Source organism: Citrobacter freundii complex sp. CFNIH2, from assembly GCF_002880615.1.
Classification (GTDB): domain Bacteria; phylum Pseudomonadota; class Gammaproteobacteria; order Enterobacterales; family Enterobacteriaceae; genus Citrobacter_A; species Citrobacter_A amalonaticus_F.
Genome location: NZ_CP025757.1, coordinates 4,912,278 through 4,931,903, shown reverse-complemented (window position 1 = coordinate 4,931,903; position 19,626 = coordinate 4,912,278). Strand labels below are relative to the sequence as shown.

At 54.7% G+C, this 19,626-nt stretch carries 18 protein-coding genes and 1 other RNA gene; 6 read left to right on the top strand and 13 right to left on the bottom strand.

The window, feature by feature from the left end; all coding sequences use genetic code 11:
* Positions 1-13: 13 nt before the first annotated feature.
* Both trhA and yqfB read right to left on the bottom strand, forming a co-directional pair.
* Positions 14-673 (bottom strand): PAQR family membrane homeostasis protein TrhA, encoded by a 660-nt coding sequence (gene trhA, locus WM46_RS24235; RefSeq protein ID WP_061075276.1) that lies wholly within the window; start codon positions 671-673, stop codon positions 14-16.
* A 162-nt stretch (positions 674-835) separates the two neighbouring features.
* The gene (gene yqfB / locus WM46_RS24230) at positions 836-1,147 is read right to left on the bottom strand and encodes a N(4)-acetylcytidine aminohydrolase (RefSeq protein WP_102603580.1); all 312 of its coding nucleotides are present in this window, start codon (positions 1,145-1,147) and stop codon (positions 836-838) included.
* Between the two features lie 52 nt (positions 1,148-1,199).
* On the opposite strand from yqfB, the gene WM46_RS24225 reads away from it, so the two are divergent.
* Together WM46_RS24225 and bglA are read left to right on the top strand one after the other, a co-directional pair.
* Positions 1,200-1,928 (top strand): MurR/RpiR family transcriptional regulator, encoded by a 729-nt coding sequence (locus WM46_RS24225; protein WP_102603579.1) that lies wholly within the window; start codon positions 1,200-1,202, stop codon positions 1,926-1,928.
* Between the two features lie 120 nt (positions 1,929-2,048).
* Positions 2,049-3,482, top strand: a complete 1,434-nt coding sequence (bglA, locus tag WM46_RS24220; RefSeq protein ID WP_102603578.1) for a 6-phospho-beta-glucosidase BglA — start codon at positions 2,049-2,051, stop codon at positions 3,480-3,482.
* Positions 3,483-3,572: 90 nt separating this feature from the next.
* On the opposite strand, the gene WM46_RS24215 is transcribed toward bglA, so the two are convergent.
* From WM46_RS24215 to ygfB, 8 genes are all read right to left on the bottom strand, one after another.
* The gene (locus tag WM46_RS24215; protein WP_061075280.1) at positions 3,573-4,316 is read right to left on the bottom strand and encodes an SDR family oxidoreductase; all 744 of its coding nucleotides are present in this window, start codon (positions 4,314-4,316) and stop codon (positions 3,573-3,575) included.
* 78 nt (positions 4,317-4,394) lie between these two features.
* A complete protein-coding gene (gene gcvP / locus WM46_RS24210) occupies positions 4,395-7,268 on the bottom strand; it encodes an aminomethyl-transferring glycine dehydrogenase (RefSeq protein ID WP_102603577.1) in 2,874 nt (957 codons plus the stop codon).
* A gap of 131 nt (positions 7,269-7,399) precedes the next feature.
* Positions 7,400-7,789 carry a glycine cleavage system protein GcvH gene (gcvH, locus tag WM46_RS24205; RefSeq protein WP_061075282.1) on the bottom strand — a complete coding sequence of 130 codons (390 nt, stop codon included), beginning with the start codon at positions 7,787-7,789 and terminating at the stop codon, positions 7,400-7,402.
* A gap of 25 nt (positions 7,790-7,814) precedes the next feature.
* The gene (gene gcvT, locus WM46_RS24200) at positions 7,815-8,909 is read right to left on the bottom strand and encodes a glycine cleavage system aminomethyltransferase GcvT (RefSeq protein WP_102603576.1); all 1,095 of its coding nucleotides are present in this window, start codon (positions 8,907-8,909) and stop codon (positions 7,815-7,817) included.
* Positions 8,910-9,359: 450 nt separating this feature from the next.
* Positions 9,360-10,562 (bottom strand): FAD-dependent 2-octaprenylphenol hydroxylase, encoded by a 1,203-nt coding sequence (gene ubiI / locus WM46_RS24195; protein WP_102603575.1) that lies wholly within the window; start codon positions 10,560-10,562, stop codon positions 9,360-9,362.
* 91 nt (positions 10,563-10,653) lie between these two features.
* On the bottom strand, positions 10,654-11,832 hold the full coding sequence (ubiH, locus tag WM46_RS24190; protein WP_061075285.1) for a 2-octaprenyl-6-methoxyphenyl hydroxylase: 1,179 nt from the start codon (positions 11,830-11,832) through the stop codon (positions 10,654-10,656).
* Complete coding sequence (gene pepP / locus WM46_RS24185) at positions 11,832-13,145, bottom strand: Xaa-Pro aminopeptidase (RefSeq protein WP_061075286.1); 1,314 nt, start codon at positions 13,143-13,145, stop codon at positions 11,832-11,834. Before pepP ends, ubiH begins: the two co-directional genes overlap by 1 nt.
* A 28-nt stretch (positions 13,146-13,173) precedes the next feature.
* The gene (ygfB, locus tag WM46_RS24180; RefSeq protein WP_086512802.1) at positions 13,174-13,752 is read right to left on the bottom strand and encodes a UPF0149 family protein YgfB; all 579 of its coding nucleotides are present in this window, start codon (positions 13,750-13,752) and stop codon (positions 13,174-13,176) included.
* A 166-nt stretch (positions 13,753-13,918) separates the two neighbouring features.
* On the opposite strand from ygfB, the gene zapA reads away from it, so the two are divergent.
* The 3 genes from zapA (at position 13,919) to WM46_RS24160 (ending at position 15,090) form a co-directional block, all read left to right on the top strand.
* Complete coding sequence (zapA, locus tag WM46_RS24170; protein ID WP_042322090.1) at positions 13,919-14,248, top strand: cell division protein ZapA; 330 nt, start codon at positions 13,919-13,921, stop codon at positions 14,246-14,248.
* 41 nt (positions 14,249-14,289) lie between these two features.
* A non-coding RNA gene (gene ssrS, locus WM46_RS24165) (6S RNA) lies at positions 14,290-14,473 on the top strand.
* 20 nt (positions 14,474-14,493) lie between these two features.
* Positions 14,494-15,090, top strand: coding sequence for a 5-formyltetrahydrofolate cyclo-ligase (locus tag WM46_RS24160; RefSeq protein WP_102603574.1), 597 nt, complete (start codon positions 14,494-14,496; stop codon positions 15,088-15,090).
* Between the two features lie 395 nt (positions 15,091-15,485).
* Here the strand turns inward: WM46_RS24160 and serA are convergent, their stop codons facing one another.
* The gene (gene serA, locus WM46_RS24155; RefSeq protein WP_061075287.1) at positions 15,486-16,718 is read right to left on the bottom strand and encodes a phosphoglycerate dehydrogenase; all 1,233 of its coding nucleotides are present in this window, start codon (positions 16,716-16,718) and stop codon (positions 15,486-15,488) included.
* A 267-nt stretch (positions 16,719-16,985) separates the two neighbouring features.
* Entirely contained in the window at positions 16,986-17,645 is a 660-nt protein-coding gene (rpiA, locus tag WM46_RS24150) for a ribose-5-phosphate isomerase RpiA (protein WP_042322083.1), read from the bottom strand.
* Positions 17,646-17,805: 160 nt separating this feature from the next.
* On the opposite strand from rpiA, the gene argP reads away from it, so the two are divergent.
* Positions 17,806-18,699: a DNA-binding transcriptional regulator ArgP gene (gene argP, locus WM46_RS24145; protein ID WP_061075288.1), complete on the top strand. Its 894-nt coding sequence runs from the start codon at positions 17,806-17,808 to the stop codon at positions 18,697-18,699.
* A 7-nt stretch (positions 18,700-18,706) separates the two neighbouring features.
* Here argP and WM46_RS24140 read toward each other — a convergent pair whose 3' ends face one another.
* A complete protein-coding gene (locus tag WM46_RS24140; protein WP_061075289.1) occupies positions 18,707-19,606 on the bottom strand; it encodes a LysR family transcriptional regulator in 900 nt (299 codons plus the stop codon).
* Positions 19,607-19,626: the final 20 nt, after the last annotated feature.

Below are 19,626 nucleotides of genomic sequence, written 5' to 3'. Positions count from 1 at the left end.
TTAACGCATCGCATCACGCCTGTCCGACGTACAAATAGATCGCCAGAAAGTGGCATACGCTGCCGCCCAGCACAAATCCGTGCCAGATAGCATGGTTGTAAGGAATGCGTTTACTGACGTAGAAAATCACTCCCAGCGAATAGACCACGCCGCCAACAGCCAGCAGCGTTACGCCTCCCGCCGCCAGTTTGATCGCCAGTTGATACACCACAATCAGTGACAGCCAACCCATCGTCAGATAGGTCACCAGCGACAGCACTTTAAACCGGTGGGCGATCGTCAGTTTGAATAAAATACCGAGCAGCGCCAGACTCCAGATCACGATCATCAACCCACGCGCCAACGGTGAATCCAGCCCAACCAGCAGAAACGGCGTATAGGTCCCGGCAATGAGCAGGTAAATCGCACAGTGGTCGAATTTTTTCAGCCAGATCTTCGCCCGCTGATGAGGGATCGCGTGATACAGGGTCGACGCCAGAAACAGCAGAATCATGCTGCCGCCGTACAGGCTGTAACTGGTAATCGCTGTCGCACTGGCATTCATATCCACCGCCTGCACCAGCAACAACACCAGACCGACGATACCAAACACCAGCCCAATACCATGACTGATGCTGTTGGCGATTTCCTCTGCCAGTGAATATCCTTGCGCGATGAGTGGCTTCTGAACCATAACTTACTCCGGAGAAACGAACACGTTCGTGATTGCGTCTCTAGCGTAACTGAGAATGGTTCCAGTGAACACCTGTTAGCTAAAATAAATATCATTTTTAAACTAATCGTTATAAATCATAATGTTGAAACACATTTTTCAACTAACAGTTGTTCATTTAATTCAAAGACATTTAAAATCAATCACATAAAAATGTGACTGATTCGGGTAAATCTCGCCAATCACCCGCTTCAGCGCCTCCAGCGTCATGTTTTCCTGCTGTGCATGTTTTTCCGTCAACGTGTCGAGCGTGACGGTTGACGTTCCCAGCACCTCAATCGTGCAAAAGTAGCCATCGTCCTCGAAACGCCCTACCCGCAGAATGTCACCGGCCCTGAAGTGAGATTCTGACTCATCACGAATGGTGATCGTTTTACGCCCTGCCAGAATGTCGTCCTGGAAACGCTGAAAAAAAGTGATGTCATTTGGCTGCATGTTATTATTCCCTTTAGGTAAAATCTGATGAGTGAGTATTGCCATTGTGAGTATGTTCTCCCACGCTGCCATCGCCAGTCTCAACAACATTGAGATGTTGGTCTACAACTATGTCATCAAGAACCGTGACAAAGTCATGTACATGACCATTCGGGAACTGGCTGAAGCGGCGGGTGTATCGACCACCACCGTGTTGCGTTTCTGTCGCAAGCTTAACTGTGAAGGCTACTCTGAATTTCGCGTACGCTTTAAATTATATTTAGAGCAGAATGAACCGCAACAGGCTAATTTTGGCGCCAGCGAGATTATCAGTTTCTTTAAAGGGGTAAATAACGATGAATTTGATCAATTACTCGATCAGGCTATAGAGATTATTTTATCGTCCGAGCGCATTATATTTGTCGGTGCCGGTACCTCAGGGGCCCTGGCGAAATATGGCGCGCGTTTTTTCTCAAACGTCGGGAAATTCAGCAACCACATTGATGATCCTTATTTCCCGGTGACGAACGATATGGCGCGTAATGCGCTGGCGATTGTCCTATCGGTCTCTGGCGAAACCGAAGAGATCCTGCGTTTTGCCAGCCAGTTCAGCCTGCATAACTGCAAAGTGCTTTCGATTACCAGCCATGAACACTCGCGCCTCGCCAAACTGGCGGACTTTAATCTCTCCTGGCATGTGCCGCAAACCCGTATTGCTGGCGTGTACGATATCACCACGCAAATTCCCGTTATTTATATTCTCGAATCTCTGGGGCGAAAGCTGGCGAAAAAATTAGCGTAAAAAAAACAGACTGTTTTTTGGCAGTAACAAATTACCGTTTCGCTATTTTGTTATATCGTGACATTTACCTTCCCTTTGTTAGACTCAAATCAGTTTGTATTAATTTGAGATGACGCAACGATGAAAAAACTCACCTTACCAAAAGATTTTCTCTGGGGCGGCGCGGTTGCTGCACATCAGGTTGAAGGCGGCTGGAACAAAGGCGGTAAAGGCCCCAGCATTTGTGACGTTCTGACCGGCGGCGCGCATGGCGTACCCCGTGAAATCACCCGGCAGGTGGTGCCAGGTAAATATTACCCGAACCACGAAGCGGTCGATTTTTATGGTCACTACAAAGAAGACATCAAGCTGTTTGCTGAAATGGGCTTTAAATGCTTCCGCACGTCCATCGCCTGGACCCGAATCTTCCCACAAGGTGACGAAACGCAGCCAAATGAAGAAGGACTGAAATTCTACGACGACATGTTTGATGAATTGCTCAAGTACAATATCGAACCGGTCATTACCCTTTCTCACTTTGAAATGCCGTTGCACCTGGTTCAGCAGTACGGCGGCTGGACTCACCGCAAGGTCGTTGATTTCTTTGTTCGTTTTGCCGAAGTGGTGTTTGAACGTTATAAGCATAAGGTCAAATACTGGATGACCTTCAACGAGATCAATAACCAGCGCAACTGGCGTGCGCCGCTGTTTGGCTATTGCTGCTCTGGCGTGGTCTATACCGAGCACGAAAACCCGGAAGAGACCATGTACCAGGTGCTGCACCACCAGTTTGTCGCCAGCGCGTTAGCCGTGAAGGCGGCGCGTCGCATCAATCCGGAGATGAAGGTGGGCTGCATGCTGGCGATGGTCGCGCTGTATCCGTTCTCCTGCAAGCCAGAAGACGTCATGTTCGCCCAGGAATCCATGCGCGAGCGCTATGTTTTCACCGACGTTCAGTTGCGCGGTTACTACCCGTCCTATGTCCTCAATGAGTGGGAGCGTCGCGGCTTTAACATTAAAATGGAAGACGGCGATGCCGCGATTCTGCGTGAAGGTACCTGCGATTACCTCGGCTTCAGTTACTACATGACCAACGCAGTGAAGGCCGACGGCGGTAGCGGCGATGCCATTTCGGGGTTCGAAGGCAGCGTACCGAATCCGCACGTTAAGGCCTCCGACTGGGGCTGGCAGATTGACCCGGTGGGTCTGCGCTACTCGCTGTGCGAACTGTATGAGCGTTACCAGAAACCGTTGTTCATCGTCGAAAACGGCTTTGGCGCTTACGATAAAGTAGAAGACGATGGCAGCATTAACGACGACTACCGCATTGACTATCTGCGTGCTCATGTCGAAGAGATGATGAAGGCGGTCACGTATGACGGAGTGGATCTGATGGGTTACACGCCATGGGGCTGTATCGACTGCGTCTCTTTCACCACCGGCCAGTACAGCAAACGTTATGGCTTTATCTATGTGAACAAGCACGATGATGGCACGGGTGACATGTCTCGTTCACGCAAGAAGAGCTTCGACTGGTATAAAGCAGTGATCGCCAGCAACGGCGAGAAACTTTAACTCCGTAACGCCGGGCGGCGCTACGCTTGCGCCGGCCGACAAAACCTATGATTCGTGTAGGCCGGGTAAGGCGAAGCCGCCACCCGGCGTTTACTTCCCGCCCGCCAGTTCCAGAAAACTGCCCGTGACATACGACGCTTTCTCGCTCAGCAGCCAGGCAATGGCCTGCGCCACCTCTTCCGGCTGTCCGCCACGTTGCATTGGTAACATCGACTTCACGCGATCCACCCGTCCAGGCTCACCGCCCGAGGCGTGGATTTCGGTGTAGATAAGCCCCGGACGCACGCCGTTGACCCGGATCCCTTGCGCCGCCACCTCCAGCGCCAGGCCGGTGGTCAGCGAGTCGACGGCCCCTTTCGACGCCGCATAGTCAATATATTCCCCCGGGGCGCCCAGACGCGACGCCGCTGACGACACGTTCACAATCGCCCCGCCGTGACCGCCGTGTTTGTGCGACATCCGCTTGACCGCTTCGCGACAGCAGAGGAAATACCCCGTCACGTTGGTCGCCAGCACACGGTTAATCCGCTCAGCAGAAAGGTTTTCAATCGTACTTTGTTCAAACAAAATTCCGGCATTATTGACCAGCGCCGCCAGCGGCTCATTTTCACGGTCGATCGATTCGAACATTGCCACAACCTGCGCTTCGTCACTGATATCTGCGCGCAGGGTAAACGCGTTTCCCCCGGCGGCGACTATCTTATTCACCACCTCGGTGGCAGCCCGAATATTATGATGAAAGTTAACGGCAACCGTGTAGCCCTCATCTGCCAGTTGTAACGCGGTCGCCCGCCCAATACCGCGACTACCGCCGGTAACCAGTGCGATTCCCATGGAGTTCTCCCGATATGAAAAAGCCGGGTGGCGGCTTCGCCTTACCCGGCCTACAAATGATTTGCTACTGTGAAAAAATTACTGGTATTCGCTCATCGGCACGCAGGAGCAGAACAGGTTACGGTCGCCGTAAACATCATCAAGACGTTTCACGGTTGGCCAGTACTTGTTCGCTACACCCGCCGGGAAGACGGCGACTTCACGGCTGTAACCATGATTCCACTCTGCCACCAGCTCGTTCTGGGTATGCGGCGCGTTAACCAGTGGGTTATCTTCCAGTGACCAGACGCCTGTTTTCACGCTGTCAATTTCTGCGCGAATCGCCAGCATCGCATTAATAAAGCGATCCAGTTCCACTTTGCTTTCCGATTCCGTTGGCTCAACCATCAGCGTACCCGCGACCGGGAACGACATGGTCGGCGCATGGAAACCGTAATCGATCAGGCGTTTGGCAATATCCAGTTCACTGATACCGGTCTCTTCTTTCAGCGGACGGATGTCGAGAATACACTCGTGCGCCACGCGACCATCGCGGCCGGTATACAGAACCGGGAATGCGTCTTTCAGACGGCTGGCAATGTAGTTGGCATTCAGAATCGCCACCTGACTTGCCTGCTTCAGTCCTTCGGCGCCCATCATACGGATGTACATCCAACTGATTGGCAGAATCGATGCGCTGCCGAACGGTGCGGCAGAAACCGCGCCCTGACGGGTCAACATCCCTTCGATCTGCACCACGCTGTGGCCCGGTACAAACGGTGCCAGATGCGATTTCACGCCAATCGGTCCCATGCCTGGGCCACCGCCGCCGTGCGGAATGCAGAAGGTTTTGTGCAGGTTCAGGTGTGAAACGTCAGCGCCGATAAAGCCCGGAGAGGTGATGCCCACCTGAGCGTTCATATTCGCGCCGTCGAGATAAACCTGACCACCGAACTGATGCACGATCTCGCACACGTCACGGATCGTCTCTTCGTAAACACCGTGGGTAGACGGATAGGTCACCATGATGCAAGAGAGGTTTTCGCCCGCCTGACCGGCTTTTTCACGCAGATCGCCAAGATCGATGTTACCGTTCTTATCACAGGCCACGACCACCACCTGCATTCCCGCCATCTGTGCGGAAGCCGGGTTAGTCCCGTGCGCAGAGGCCGGGATCAGGCAGATATCGCGATGCCCTTCATTGCGACTTTCGTGGTAATGACGGATCGCCAGCAGACCGGCGTATTCCCCCTGCGCGCCAGAGTTCGGCTGCATGCAGACGGCGTCGTAACCGGTCAGTTTGACCAGCCAGTCAGAAAGCTGACCAATCATCTGATGGTAGCCTTCCGCCTGCTCTGGCGGGCAGAACGGATGCAGTTCGGCAAATTCCGGCCAGGTAATCGGGATCATTTCCGCTGCCGCGTTCAGCTTCATGGTGCAGGAACCCAGCGGGATCATCGCCTGATTCAGCGCCAGATCTTTGCGCTCCAGCGAGTGCATGTAGCGCATCATCTCGGTTTCACTGTGATAGCGATTGAATACCGGGTGGCTCAGGATGGCGTCATCGCGCAGCATACTTTCCTGAATCGAACGACTGTCGTGCGCCACTTCTTTGTCCAGGGTGTCGATATTCAGACCGTGGCTGTCGCCCAGCAGAACCGTAAACAACTGCAAGACATTTTCACGGGTGGTGGTTTCGTCGAGCGTAATGCCTACTGCGTTATGGATATCACTGCGCAGGTTGATTTCTGCCGCTTGCGCACGCGCCAGCACTGCGGCTTTGTCCGCCACTTCCACGCACAGCGTGTCAAAATAGTGGGTATGGCGCAGTTTCAACCCTTTTTGTTGCAGACCCGCAGCGAGGATATCGGTCAGACGGTGGATACGATTCGCAATGCGTTTCAGGCCAACCGGGCCATGATAAACGGCATACAGGCTGGCGATGTTTGCCAGCAGTACCTGCGAGGTACAAATGTTGGAGTTCGCTTTCTCGCGACGAATATGCTGCTCACGCGTCTGCATCGCCATACGCAGCGCGGTATTGCCCGCCGCATCTTTCGATACGCCGATAATACGGCCCGGCATGGAGCGTTTGAATTCATCTTTCGCGGCAAAGAATGCCGCGTGTGGGCCGCCATAGCCCATCGGTACGCCAAAGCGTTGCGCAGAGCCGAAAACAATGTCCGCGCCCTGTTTGCCCGGCGCGGTCAGCAGCACCAGCGCCATAAAATCGGCAGCAACGCTGACGATCACTTTGCGTGATTTCAGTTCGCTAATCAGTGCGCTGTAGTCATGGACTTCACCGGTGGTTCCCACCTGCTGTAACAGCACGCCGAACACATCCTGGTGATCCAGTACTTTCGCCGCATCATCCACAATCACGTCAAAACCAAAGGTTTCCGCACGCGTACGCACAACATCCAGCGTTTGTGGATGCACATCTGCGGCAACAAAGAAACGGTTCGCGTTTTTCAGTTTGCTGACGCGCTTCGCCATCGCCATCGCTTCTGCAGCCGCGGTGGCTTCATCAAGCAGCGAAGCGGAAGCCATATCCAGACCGGTCAGATCCAGCGTCACCTGCTGGAAGTTCAGCAGGGCTTCCAGACGACCCTGAGACACTTCCGGCTGATAAGGCGTATAGGCGGTGTACCAGCCCGGGTTTTCCAGCATGTTACGCAGGATAACCGGTGGCAGTTGCACGGCGGTATAACCCATGCCGATGTATGACGTGAAGCGCTTGTTACGCCCGGCGATGGCCTTTAATTCTGCCAGCGCGGCGTATTCGGTCGCCGCCTCGCCAACCTGCGGCGGAGTCGCGAGCTGAATGTCCTTCGGCACAATCTGGCCGATCAACGCATTTAACGACCCGGCGCCAACCGCATTCAGCATCTCTTGCTGCTGCGCGGCGTCCGGTCCGATGTGGCGTTCAATGAAAGCGCCGCTGTTTTCAAGCTGGCTTAACGTCTGTGTCATGGGCGATGGTTCCTGAAACGTGCAGTGAATCGTGATTGTCTCTGTCTGCGAGCCCGGTGGCGCTAACGCTTACCGGGCCTACGCATGCCTGGTGGGCCGGATAAGCGCAACGCCATCCAGCAAAGGCGAATTTACTCGTCTTCTAACAATGCTTCGTACGCAGTGGCATCCAGCAGCGAGTCCAGTTCGCTCTCATCACTGGCTTTGATTTTGAAGATCCAGCCATCGGTGTACGGCTCGCTATTCACCAGTTCCGGGGAGTCGCTCAGCGCATCGTTAACGGCCACGATCTCACCGCCAATCGGCGCATAGATGTCAGAAGCGGCTTTGACCGATTCGGCAACTGCGCAGTCATCACCCGCGCTCACGGTCGCGCCGACTTCCGGCAGGTCAACAAAAACCATGTCGCCCAACAGTTCCTGAGCATGTTCGGTAATGCCAACGGTGTAAGAGCCGTCAGCTTCTTTGCGCAGCCATTCGTGTTCTTTACTGTATTTCAGTTCTGCTGGTACGTTGCTCATCAATCAATCTCCAGAAAAGGATGAATCACGCGACGGCTTTGCCGTTACGCACAAAAACAGGTTTAGTCACTTTTACCGGCATTTCGCGGTTGCGAATCTGCACAATGGCCGTTTCGCCAATGCCAGCGGGTACGCGCGCCAGCGCAATGCTGTAGCCCAGCGTCGGTGAGAAGGTACCGCTAGTGATAACGCCTTCCAGTTGATTACCCTGGGCGTCAGTGAAACGTACCGGCAGTTCATTACGCAGAACGCCTTTCTCGGCCATCACCAGGCCAACCAGCTGCTCGTGGCCTTTTTCGCGCTGGAGTTCCAGCGCTTCACGGCCGATAAAATCGCGGTCAGTCGGCTCCCACGCGATGGTCCAGCCCATATTAGCCGCCAGCGGGGTGATCCCTTCGTCCATCTCCTGACCATACAGGTTCATACCCGCTTCCAGACGCAGCGTATCGCGCGCGCCCAGACCACACGGTTTCACGCCCGCTTCCACCAGTGCACGCCAGAAATCCGCCGCCTTTTCATTCGGCATCGCAATCTCATAGCCCGCTTCACCGGTATAACCGGTCGTGGCGATAAACAGGTCGCCGGCCTGCACGCCGAAGAACGGTTTCATGCCTTCAACGGCTTTGCGCTGCTCGTCAGTAAACAGGGATGCCGCCTTCGCCTGCGCGTTAGGCCCCTGCACCGCGATCAGCGACAGGTCATCACGCACGGTAATGTCGATGGCAAAAGGTTCAGCGTGTTGGGTAATCCAGGAGAGGTCTTTTTCGCGAGTGGCGGAGTTTACAACAAGGCGGAAGAAGTCTTCGGTAAAGTAATAGACAATCAGGTCATCTATCACGCCGCCCGAGGCGTTGAGCATACCGGAATAAAGAGCCTTGCCGGTTTTCGTGAGCTTTGCCACATCATTCGCCAGCAGATAACGCAAGAACTCCCGAGTTCGACTGCCGCGCAGATCGACGATGGTCATGTGCGACACATCAAACATTCCGGCATCGGTGCGAACCGCATGGTGTTCATCGAGCTGAGAACCATAATGCAGCGGCATCATCCAGCCGTGGAAATCGACCATGCGCGCGCCGCATAGCGTGTGTTGTTCGTACAAAGGCGTCTGTTGAGCCATCTTGTCCTCATTGAATAAGCGGGGCTGACCACCCTTTCGCAGCGAAAATTGCCGCCACGAAACCCGGCATCGAAGTCACTCCTGGGCTCCGACGCAAACGTTCTCTTTGCCCCTGAACTTACCACCGAAACCCACGCTAAACCATAAAACAAAATTAACCATCACATTAGCTTATGACTAAAAATCGCCAAAACACCATCAGCATAAAAAACCATTAATAAGCCTATTAACACGGATTAACGATAAGCATTTATTCGTAACAGGCGTACATATCAACATTAAACGCTAAAAAAATGTCAAAACTGGCGTTACGCAAAAATCACGACATTAGAAAATATAATGCGAAAAGAAGAGTGAAATTAGTTTATTTCAAATGAGGGAAGCCTCCCGGCGAAGACGCCGGGAGAAGGAAATGTGACGGGTTTCAAATTCTATAAAAGAGGTGAATTCTTAGCGAAGCCACTCAGGCAGATCGTTTAATCCCATTGCCTGACGGAGAAGTTGCGGTTTAACACCAGGGAGGGTGTCAGCCAGTTTCAGCCCCATATCACGCAGCAGTTTTTTCGCCGGATGCGTTCCCGCAAACAGCTCGCGGAACCCCTGCATGCCCGCGAGCATCAGCGCGGCGCTGTGCTTACGGCTACGCTCATAGCGACGCAAATAGAGGTACTGACCGATGTCTTTGCCCTGACGATGCAGACGTTTGAGCTCATCCACCAGTTCTGCGGCATCCATGAAGCCAAGGTTTACGCCCTGTCCGGCCAGCGGATGGATGGTATGTGCAGCGTCGCCCACCAGCGCCAGACGATGCGCGGCGAACTGACGTGCATAGCGTCCCGTCAGCGGAAACACCTGGCGTTCGCTTTCCACCCGACACAGCCCCAGACGATTATCAAACGCGATGTTCAGCGCCTGATTAAATTGCTCATCGCTGGCCTGCTGCATCCGCTCAGCCTCTTGTGGCGCAAGCGACCAGACGATGGAGCACAAATGCGGATCGCTGAGCGGCAAAAATGCCAGAATACCTTCACCGTGAAACGCCTGACGGGCAACCGCACCGTGCGCGTCTTCGGTGCGAATAGTCGCGACCAGCGCATGATGGCGGTAATCCCAGAAGGTCAGCGGAATGTCTGCTTTATTGCGCAGCCACGAGTTTGCCCCGTCGGCGCCAATCACCAGGCGCGCGGTGAGCATTGCGCCATCTTTCAGCGTCAGGAAGGCTTCGTTTTCGCCCCACGCCACCTGCTGCAATTCGGCAGGCGCCATCAGCGTGATATCGGAGGATTGCTGCGCTTTTTGCCACAGCGCGTAATGGATCACCGCGTTCTCCACGATATGGCCCAGATGGCTGTAGCCCATGCTTTGGTCATCAAATTCAATACGGCCAAAGCTGTCCTTATCCCACACTTCCATCCCGTGATAGCAACTGGCGCGGCGAGCCACAATGTCTGACCAGACGCCCAGACGGGTAAGCAGTTTTTCACTGGCGGCATTGATCGCCGACACGCGCAGCGCAGGAGCGGCATCCGCCGCCAACGGTTGCGGTTCACGCTGTTCGAGCACAGCGACACGTAAACCGCTGCCCTGCAATCCACACGCGACAGCCAGGCCAACCATGCCTCCACCCACGATTGCTACATCAACACTTTGCACTGTTTACTCCTGGAAATCGGAAACCGCCATCGGGCGTCATGTTCGTATAAATACCGGATGGCGCTTCGCTTATCCGGTCTGGAGATGATGTTTACCGCGCCACCCAGCCTAGCGTCCGCTGCGCAAACGCATTACGGGCGGGAGGGCATAGTTCCATGGTCATCAGTCCCATGTTGCGCCCGACAACCAGAGGCGCCCAGCGGTTGGCAAACAGATGGACCAGACTGTCCGTCACGCCGACCGTGGCCTGGCGATCCCCCTGACGACGCTGTTGATAGTGCGAGAGCACGGCGTAATCACCGACATCCCTGCCCGTTGCCTGCGCTTCAGTCAGCGTTTCGGCGAGGCTCATGACATCGCGCAGTCCGAGGTTGAACCCCTGCCCTGCAATCGGGTGCAGCGTCTGCGCGGCGTTGCCCACCAGCACGGTACGGTGCGTGAACGCCTTCGCCGCCGTGGTGAGCGAAAGCGGATACGCACTCCGTTTGCCTGCGTGTGTGATTTTCCCCAATCGCCAGCCAAATGCCGTCTGGAGTTCGCGGCAGAAGCGTTCATCTGACCAGCTCAGAATCTCCTCGCGATGTTCCAGCGGATGACACCACACCAGTGAACAGCGCCCTTCAGACATCGGCAGCATCGCCAATGGTCCATGCGCCGTAAACCGTTCAAACGCGCGGCCATTATGTGCCACGGAGGTTGAGACGTTAGCAATCACCGCCAGTTGCTCATAAGGCTCCTGTTGCCAGTCAACGCCGCAGGCGGTTGCCAGCGCAGAACGGGTACCATCCGCCGCCACCAGAACGCGTCCGACGATCGTTTCGCCCGTTTCCAGCGTGACGTTCACCTGTTCCTGGGTACGCGTCACGCTGGCAACCCGGTCCGGGCAGTGCAGCGTAACGCCAGGCGCTTTTCGCAGCAGCGCAAACAGGCGTAGACCCACGTCATGCAGCTCAACCACCTGACCCAGCGCCGGAATACGATAATCATCAGCGTCGAGCGTCACAAACCCGGCATGTCCCCGATCGCTGACATGAACCGTATGGATGGCGGTGGCGCAATCGGCAATCGCCTGCCACACATCAATTCGCGCCAGTTGTTGACAGGTCCCCGCCGCGAGCGCAATCGCCCGGGCATCAAACCCGGGATGACTATCCGCTTCAGGGGCGGTCGCTTCAATCAGATGAACCGGCAGTGTCCCCTGACTTAACCGGGAAATGGCCAGCGCCAGCGTCGCGCCCACCATACCACCGCCAACAATGATCACGCTCATTACGTTCTCGCTGCCGCCATTAATGCTTCAATTTCATCCGCCTTTTTGACGACGCCAGCGGTCAGATTTTCGTTACCGTTTTCCGTAATCAGGATGTCATCCTCAATACGGATCCCGATCCCCCGATACGCTTCCGGGACATCGGCATCAGGCGCAATATACAGCCCTGGTTCAACGGTAATCACCATTCCCGGCTTCAGAATGCGGGAACGATCCTGCTCATATTCACCGACATCATGGACATCCAGCCCCAGCCAGTGACTCAGACCGTGCATGAAGAACGGACGATGCGCGTTATCGGCGATCAGTTGATCGACTTCGCCCTGCAAAATACCCAGCTTCACCAGCCCGGTAATCATAATACGCACGACTTCACCAGTGACTTCCTGAATCGAGGTGCCCGGACGGTACAGACGCAGGCTGGTTTCCAGCGATTCCAGGACGATGTCGTAAATTTCACGCTGCGCCGGGGTAAATTTGCCATTCACCGGGAAGGTCCGCGTGATATCACCCGCATAACCTTTGTATTCACAGCCTGCATCAATCAGCACCAGGGAGCCGTCGCGCAGTTCACTTTCGTTTTCGGTGTAGTGCAGAATGCAGCCGTTTTCACCGCTGCCCACAATGGTGTTGTAGGACGGATAACGTGCGCCGTGGCGAGTAAACTCGTGATGAATCTCGCCTTCCAGTTGATACTCAAACATTCCTGGACGACATTTTTCCATCGCCCGGGTATGCGCCAGCGCCGTAATTTCTCCAGCACGACGCATCACCGCAATCTCTTCTGGCGACTTAAACAGGCGCATTTCATGTACCATCGGCCGCCAGTCGATCAGGGTTGACGGCGATTTCAGGTTCTGGCGCGAACCTTTGCGCAATTTTTCCAGCGCGGTGAAGACAATCTCATCCGCGTACGCATAGTCGCCCTGCGCGTGGTACACCACGTCCAGACCGTTAAGCAGTTGAAAAAGCTGTTGATTGATTTCGCTGAAGGCCAGCGCGCGATCCACCGCCAGTTTTTCCGGCGCGGCATCTTGTCCCAGACGACGACCAAACCAGATTTCCGCAGTCAGATCGCGAACGCGGTTGAACAACACGCTGTGGTTATGGGTATCATCGCTTTTAATCAGTACCAGAACGGCTTCCGGTTCGTTAAAACCAGTGAAATACCAGAAATCGCTGCTCTGGCGATACGGGTATTCACTGTCCGCGCTGCGCGTCACTTCCGGCGCGGCAAAAATCAGCGCGGCGCTGCCTGGCTGCATTTGCGCAAGCAGTGCCTGCCGACGACGTTGGTATTCCTGCGGTGTCATGACGTGGCCTCCATTATCGTTTTACTTTTTAGTGTAGGGTCGGTTTACGCACTTCCGGTGCGGTCGGCGGCTGGCGGGTAAAGGTGTCATGGCACAGCAGCGCAGCGACACGCACATACTCGATGATCTCTTCGAGCGACATCTCCAGCTCTTCCTGATCTTCATCTTCGTCATAGCCGAGCTGCGCGATGTTGCGCAAATCGTCGATGGCTTCGCCCGTTTCGCCGGTCACTTTATCGAGCTTCGGCTGCGTGACGCCGAGGCCAAGCAGAAAGTGATTAACCCATCCCGCCAGTGCGTCTGCACGATCAAAAACGCTCACGTCATCGCCTTCAGGCAGATAAAGCTGAAAAAGGAAACCATCATCTTCCAGCGCGTCGCTGGTCGCGGAGTGCATTTTACGCAGCGCCTGAGCCAGTTCATGACCGAAGGCCAGCCCTTCGTTCGTCAGGTCGTGAAGCAGCGGCTGCCAAGAGCTGTCGTTATTGCCACCGCAAATCATCCCGCTGATCAAACCGTGCATTTCCGCCGGGGTCAGTCCGGCCCCTTGTTGGTTCAAATACTGGTTCATTTCACTGTAACCAGGCATTTCGTTCTGTATAGACATAAGCATTCGTCATCAAAGGGAGGATATTCATGGTATGCTACCACTTTGGACCCTGGTGAACCAGAATAGGGCTTGTATCTTCACACCAGGGTAGCTATAGTGTCGCCCCTTCGCGGACCCAGAGTCTGGAGACGAAGGCAGCGCAGTCAATCAGCAGGAAGGTGGCATGTCTGCACAACCCGTCGATATCCAAATTTTTGGCCGTTCACTGCGAGTGAATTGCCCGCCTGAACAAAGGGATGCGTTGAATCAGGCTGCGGACGATCTGAATCAGCGGTTGCAAGATCTGAAAGTTCGCACTAGAGTCACAAATACTGAGCAGCTGGTATTCATTGCCGCACTGAATATTAGCTACGAACTGACTCAGGAAAAAGCGAAGACCCGCGAGTACGCGGCGAGCATGGAACAACGTATTCGGATGCTCCAACAGACCATTGAACAGGCACTGCTTGATCAGGGTCGCATAACCGAAAAAACGAGCCAAAACTTTGAATAACACTTTTCGGTTTACTATGGTAGAGTGACCGTGAAGACAAAATTTCTCTGAGATGTTTGCAAGCGGGCCAGTCCCCTGAGCCGATATTTCATACCACAAGAATGTGGCGATCCATGGTTGGTGAGCATGCTCGGTCCGTCCGAGAAGCCTTAAAACTGTGACGACGCATTCACCTTGAACCAAGGGTTCAAGGGTTACAGCCTGCGGCGGCATCTCGGAGATTCTCCTTCTACCTGGCGACAGCCATGACATTACTTTCTGAACTCCCTTTATCACGACAAACCATTCGCCAGATGATTAGGCAACGTCGTCGTGCACTCACACTTTCGCAGCAAATCACCTTCGGTCAGCAGGCCGCGACACGCATGCTTGCGTACCCGCCCGTAGTGATGGCGCACACGGTCGCCGTGTTTTTGTCATTTGATGGCGAACTCGATACTCAGCCGCTAATCGAACAACTCTGGCGCGCGGGAAAACGCGTCTATCTCCCGGTCTTGCACCCGTTCAGCCCCGGCAATCTGCTGTTTCTGCACTATCACCCGCACAGTGAACTGGTCACTAATCGGCTGAAGATTCAGGAGCCTAAACTCGACGTTCGTGATGTCCTGCCGCTTTCGCAACTGGACGTGCTGATCACGCCCCTGGTCGCGTTTGATGAGCAGGGTCAGCGTTTGGGTATGGGCGGCGGATTCTACGATCGCACCTTGCAAAACTGGCAACAGCATGACCTGACGCCTGTGGGCTACGCCCACGACTGTCAGCGTGTAGAGAAATTGCCGGCAGAAGAGTGGGATGTTCCCTTACCGGCCGTCGTAACGCCGTCAAAAGTGTGGGAATGGTAAGCGCTTCTTTGCTGATTGACACCGCCGTTTTTTTGACCTAAATTTCCTCGGTAAGGGTGAGGGAGGCGAACCTCCCTCCTGCGTTTTCGCTGTTAATATGCTGGCCAGGCGATGATTAACAGGATAAGCAGCATGATGACATAACTCATCATCGTCCCTTTCCTTTTTAGAGCCCCTGCTTCCCCAGGGGCTTTCCCGTTTCAGCGCGGTGCTGCGCCTCTATCGTAAATTCCTTTTGTTGATGTACAACGCGTCGCGAAGCCTTTAATCATCAATTGCGGCAAGGCTCGAAAACAGGATGTATGCGTTACAGAAAGGAATGACGATGTCGGGAAAACGAAGAGAGAAAAGGAGAAATGACGGGCAGACTCAGCGCCTGCCCGCATCGGTAAGGATCAGTACAGCAGGCGTGCGCGAATAGTGCCCGGAATCGCCTTCATCGCCAGCAGTGCTTTCTCAGCGACATCTTCATCCGCTTCGATATCGATAACGACATAGCCCATTTGCGCCGACGTTTGCAGATACTGCGCGGCAATGTTCACACCCTGCTCAGCAAAAATCTGGTTCAGGGAAGTCAGCACGCCAGGACGGTTTTCATGGATGTGCATCAGACGACGCCCGCCGTGGAGCGGTAGCGATACTTCCGGGAAGTTAACCGCTGAAAGCGTAGAGCCGTTATCGGAATACTTCGCCAGTTTACCCGCCACTTCCAGACCGATGTTCTCCTGTGCTTCCTGAGTGGAGCCTCCGATATGCGGCGTCAGAATCACATTATCGAAGTCGCAGAGCGGTGAAGTGAACGGATCGCTGTTGGTTGCCGGCTCGGTCGGGAACACGTCGATTGCCGCCCCTGCCAGGTGTTTGGTCGCCAGCGCATCGCACAGCGCGGGAATATCTACCACAGTGCCGCGTGCGGCGTTGATCAGCAGCGAGCCCGGCTTCATCAGTGCGATCTCTTTCGCGCCCATCATGTTCTTCGTGGAGGCGTTTTCCGGCACGTGCAGACTGACCACGTCGCTCATGTTGAGCAGTTCAGACAGATGCTGAACCTGAGTGGCGTTACCCAGCGGCAGTTTGTTCTCAATATCGTAGAAGTAAACGTGCATCCCCAGCGATTCCGCCAGAATACCCAACTGAGTCCCGATGTGACCATAACCAATAATACCGAGTCTTTTACCGCGCGCTTCAAACGAACCGGCAGCCAGTTTATTCCACACGCCACGGTGCGCTTTGGCGTTTGCTTCCGGCACGCCGCGCAGCAACAATAGCAGCTCGCCAATCACCAGCTCCGCCACAGAACGGGTGTTAGAGAATGGCGCGTTAAACACGGGAACACCGCGTTTTGCCGCCGCCTTCAGGTCAACCTGGTTGGTGCCGATACAGAAGCAGCCGATAGCGACCAGTTTTTCCGCCGCGTTGATCACCTCTTCTGTCAGATGGGTACGGGATCGCAGGCCAATGAAGTGGGCATCACGGATGGACTCTTTCAGCTGTTCAGCATCCAGTGCCCCTTTGTGAAATTCGATGTTGGTATAACCTGCCGCCCGAAGGCTATCCAGCGCCTTTTGATGCACGCCTTCAACCAGCAGAAATTTAATCTTGTCTTTCTCCAGCGATACCTTTGCCATTTCCCGACCCTGTCTTTTTATGCAATCTGATGTTGTGTGTGTGGATTTGCATCCGCCTTTCAACATATCAAAAATAATTATTGCGGCAATATGAACGTTTGCGTCGCCCTGTTGAGGAGCGTTCATTCAGTGGCAAATGCCAGAGGAAAATGCTGGGGATAAGTTTTTCTTTGGAGAAATCAGCAGGGCAAGATTCAAAACGTGATACATGTCACCAAATTTGCCCTGCAAAAAAATTTTAACCGGGGAAGCACTCCCCCGGTCAGATCATTTCACGATGGTTTTGACGCCATCAGCGGTCCCGATTAACGCCACATCCGCGCCACGGTTGGCAAACAGGCCGACGGTCACCACGCCGGGAATGGCGTTAATGGCATTTTCCATCGCCACCGGATCGAGGATCTCCATTCCGTGCACATCGAGGATCACGTTACCGTTGTCAGTCACTACTCCCTGACGGTATTCCGGACGACCACCCAATTTAACCAACTGGCGAGCCACTGCGCTACGCGCCATTGGGATAACCTCAACCGGCAGCGGGAAGTTACCCAGGATATCCACTTCTTTGGACGCATCGGCAATACAGATAAATTTCTTCGCCACGGAGGCAATGATCTTTTCACGAGTCAGCGCTGCGCCGCCGCCTTTAATCATCTGCATGTGACCGTTAATTTCGTCTGCACCATCGACGTAGACGCCAAGGCTGTCGACTTCGTTGAGATCAAACACAGGGATGCCGAGGCTTTTGAGTTTTTCGGTTGAGGCATCCGAGCTGGAAACCGCGCCTTCAATCTGACCTTTCATGGTGCCCAGCGCGTCAATAAAGTGCGCGGCTGTTGAACCGGTACCTACCCCTACAATGGTGCCGGGCTGTACATACTGAAGTGCCGCCCATCCTACTGCTTTTTTCAGTTCATCCTGCGTCATGATTGTCTCGCCTTTGTGGAGAAAAATTCACGCGCATTATAGACCATTGCGCGGAAAAATCTTCCCGACCCGCTCGCAGGCTGCGGATTTCGTCTTTACCCAATGCAAATTTATGTCATAGTGCAGAACAAGCAAAAAATTTCAGGAGTGTGTCAGATCAATGAAACGTCCGGACTACAGAACACTACAAGCACTGGATGCCGTTATACGTGAACGCGGGTTTGAGCGCGCGGCGCAAAAGCTGTGCATCACCCAATCTGCCGTTTCGCAACGCATCAAGCAGCTTGAGAATATGTTCGGACAACCGCTGCTGGTCCGTACCGTTCCACCACGTCCGACGGAACAAGGCCAAAAACTGTTGGCACTGCTTCGACAGGTAGAGTTGCTGGAAGATGAGTGGCTGGGCGATGAGCAAACCGGCTCCACGCCGCTGCTGCTGTCGCTGGCGGTCAACGCCGACAGTCTGGCGACCTGGCTGCTACCGGCCCTGGCACCGGTACTGGCTGACTCCCCTATTCGTCTCAACCTGCAGGTGGAAGATGAAACCCGCACCCAGGAACGTCTGCGTCGTGGTGAAGTGGTCGGCGCGGTGAGTATTCAGCATCAGGCGCTGCCCAGCTGTCTGGTGGATAAACTCGGCGCGCTCGACTATCTGTTTGTGGGATCCAAAGCGTTTGCCGAACGCTACTTCCCGAACGGCGTCACCCGCTCCGCGCTGCTGAAAGCGCCTGCGGTGGCGTTTGACCATCTGGACGATATGCACCAGGCCTTCCTGCAACAGAACTTTGATCTGCCGCCAGGCAGCGTTCCGTGCCACATTGTCAACTCTTCGGAAGCCTTTGTGCAACTGGCGCGTCAGGGCACCACCTGCTGTATGATCCCGCACCTGCAGATTGAAAAAGAGCTGCAAAGCGGCGAACTGATCGATCTCACGCCAGGGCTGTTTCAGCGCCGGATGCTCTACTGGCACCGGTTTGCGCCAGAAAGCCGCATGATGCGCAACGTCACCGACGCGCTGCTGGCCTACGGTCACAAGGTGCTGCGTCAGGACTGAGCCGGTCTCATTCCGCGGTGTAGAAGTGTCTGAGCTCATCGAACTGCATGGCAAATTCGATGTAGCTCATTAGCGCGGGAGAGTTCAGCTTACGGCTGGGATAAACCAGCCAAAGATCGTTTCCCGCCACCGTCCATGGCGCCAGTACCGGTACCAGAGCGCCCTTTTCGATTTTATCTTCCAGCATAAATGCCGGCAGCAGCGTGATCCCCGCCCCTGCGATGGCGCTTTCGCGGGCATACACCAGATTATCCGTCAGATGAACCCGGTCAGGCAGATGCTGGTAATCTTCATCGTCCCGATGGAATAACCACTCAGACCAGGCCTTGTGCGCAATGCAATGGTGTTCGACCAGTTGACGGGGATGGTTCAACGGCGCATAGCGTGACAGATAATCAGGCGAGGCCAGCAGATAGCGTGGACAATGGCCAATCATACGTCCGATCAGCGAGGAATCCTGCGGCTTACCGGTACGCAACGCGACGTCAAAACCGCTGTCCACCAAATCCAGCAGCTCATCGGAAATACTGACATCCAGATAAACATCAGGGTAGCGTTGCTGGAACTGCGTGTTCAGGCGCGCGAGCAGTGTCGCGCCAATGCCAGCCGGCGACGTGATGCGCAACCGCCCACTGGGGTTGTCGCGCAGGCGCTGAACCGCGTATTCTGCGCGTTCGCTGGCAGCGAGTATTTCCCGGCAGTGCACCAGATAGTGTTCACCGGCGTAGGTCAGGTTAAGTTTGCGGGTAGTACGGTTAATAAGGCGAATGCCAACGTGCTGCTCAAGCTGGCTGATGCGCTGACTGACGCTCGACTTCGGCAGCCCCGCCTTTTGCGCGGCGACGGTAAAGCTGCCGTGTTCGGCGACCAGGGCAAACAGCGCCATATCCTGCAAGTGCTTAAACATCGCGTTCACCCCTGAGCGAG

Excerpts from the sequence above, each read along its gene's own strand:
- trhA (WP_061075276.1), bottom strand. The coding sequence starts at position 673 with ATGGTTCAGAAGCCACTCATCGCGCAAGGATATTCACTGGCAGAGGAA.
- yqfB (WP_102603580.1), bottom strand. The coding sequence starts at position 1,147 with ATGCAGCCAAATGACATCACTTTTTTTCAGCGTTTCCAGGACGACATT.
- WM46_RS24225 (WP_102603579.1), top strand. The coding sequence starts at position 1,200 with ATGTTCTCCCACGCTGCCATCGCCAGTCTCAACAACATTGAGATGTTG.
- bglA (WP_102603578.1), top strand. The coding sequence starts at position 2,049 with ATGAAAAAACTCACCTTACCAAAAGATTTTCTCTGGGGCGGCGCGGTT.
- WM46_RS24215 (WP_061075280.1), bottom strand. The coding sequence starts at position 4,316 with ATGGGAATCGCACTGGTTACCGGCGGTAGTCGCGGTATTGGGCGGGCG.
- gcvP (WP_102603577.1), bottom strand. The coding sequence starts at position 7,268 with ATGACACAGACGTTAAGCCAGCTTGAAAACAGCGGCGCTTTCATTGAA.
- gcvH (WP_061075282.1), bottom strand. The coding sequence starts at position 7,789 with ATGAGCAACGTACCAGCAGAACTGAAATACAGTAAAGAACACGAATGG.
- gcvT (WP_102603576.1), bottom strand. The coding sequence starts at position 8,909 with ATGGCTCAACAGACGCCTTTGTACGAACAACACACGCTATGCGGCGCG.
- ubiH (WP_061075285.1), bottom strand. The coding sequence starts at position 11,832 with ATGAGCGTGATCATTGTTGGCGGTGGTATGGTGGGCGCGACGCTGGCG.
- pepP (WP_061075286.1), bottom strand. The coding sequence starts at position 13,145 with ATGACACCGCAGGAATACCAACGTCGTCGGCAGGCACTGCTTGCGCAA.
- ygfB (WP_086512802.1), bottom strand. The coding sequence starts at position 13,752 with ATGTCTATACAGAACGAAATGCCTGGTTACAGTGAAATGAACCAGTAT.
- zapA (WP_042322090.1), top strand. The coding sequence starts at position 13,919 with ATGTCTGCACAACCCGTCGATATCCAAATTTTTGGCCGTTCACTGCGA.
- WM46_RS24160 (WP_102603574.1), top strand. The coding sequence starts at position 14,494 with ATGACATTACTTTCTGAACTCCCTTTATCACGACAAACCATTCGCCAG.
- serA (WP_061075287.1), bottom strand. The coding sequence starts at position 16,718 with ATGGCAAAGGTATCGCTGGAGAAAGACAAGATTAAATTTCTGCTGGTT.
- rpiA (WP_042322083.1), bottom strand. The coding sequence starts at position 17,645 with ATGACGCAGGATGAACTGAAAAAAGCAGTAGGATGGGCGGCACTTCAG.
- argP (WP_061075288.1), top strand. The coding sequence starts at position 17,806 with ATGAAACGTCCGGACTACAGAACACTACAAGCACTGGATGCCGTTATA.
- WM46_RS24140 (WP_061075289.1), bottom strand. The coding sequence starts at position 19,606 with ATGTTTAAGCACTTGCAGGATATGGCGCTGTTTGCCCTGGTCGCCGAA.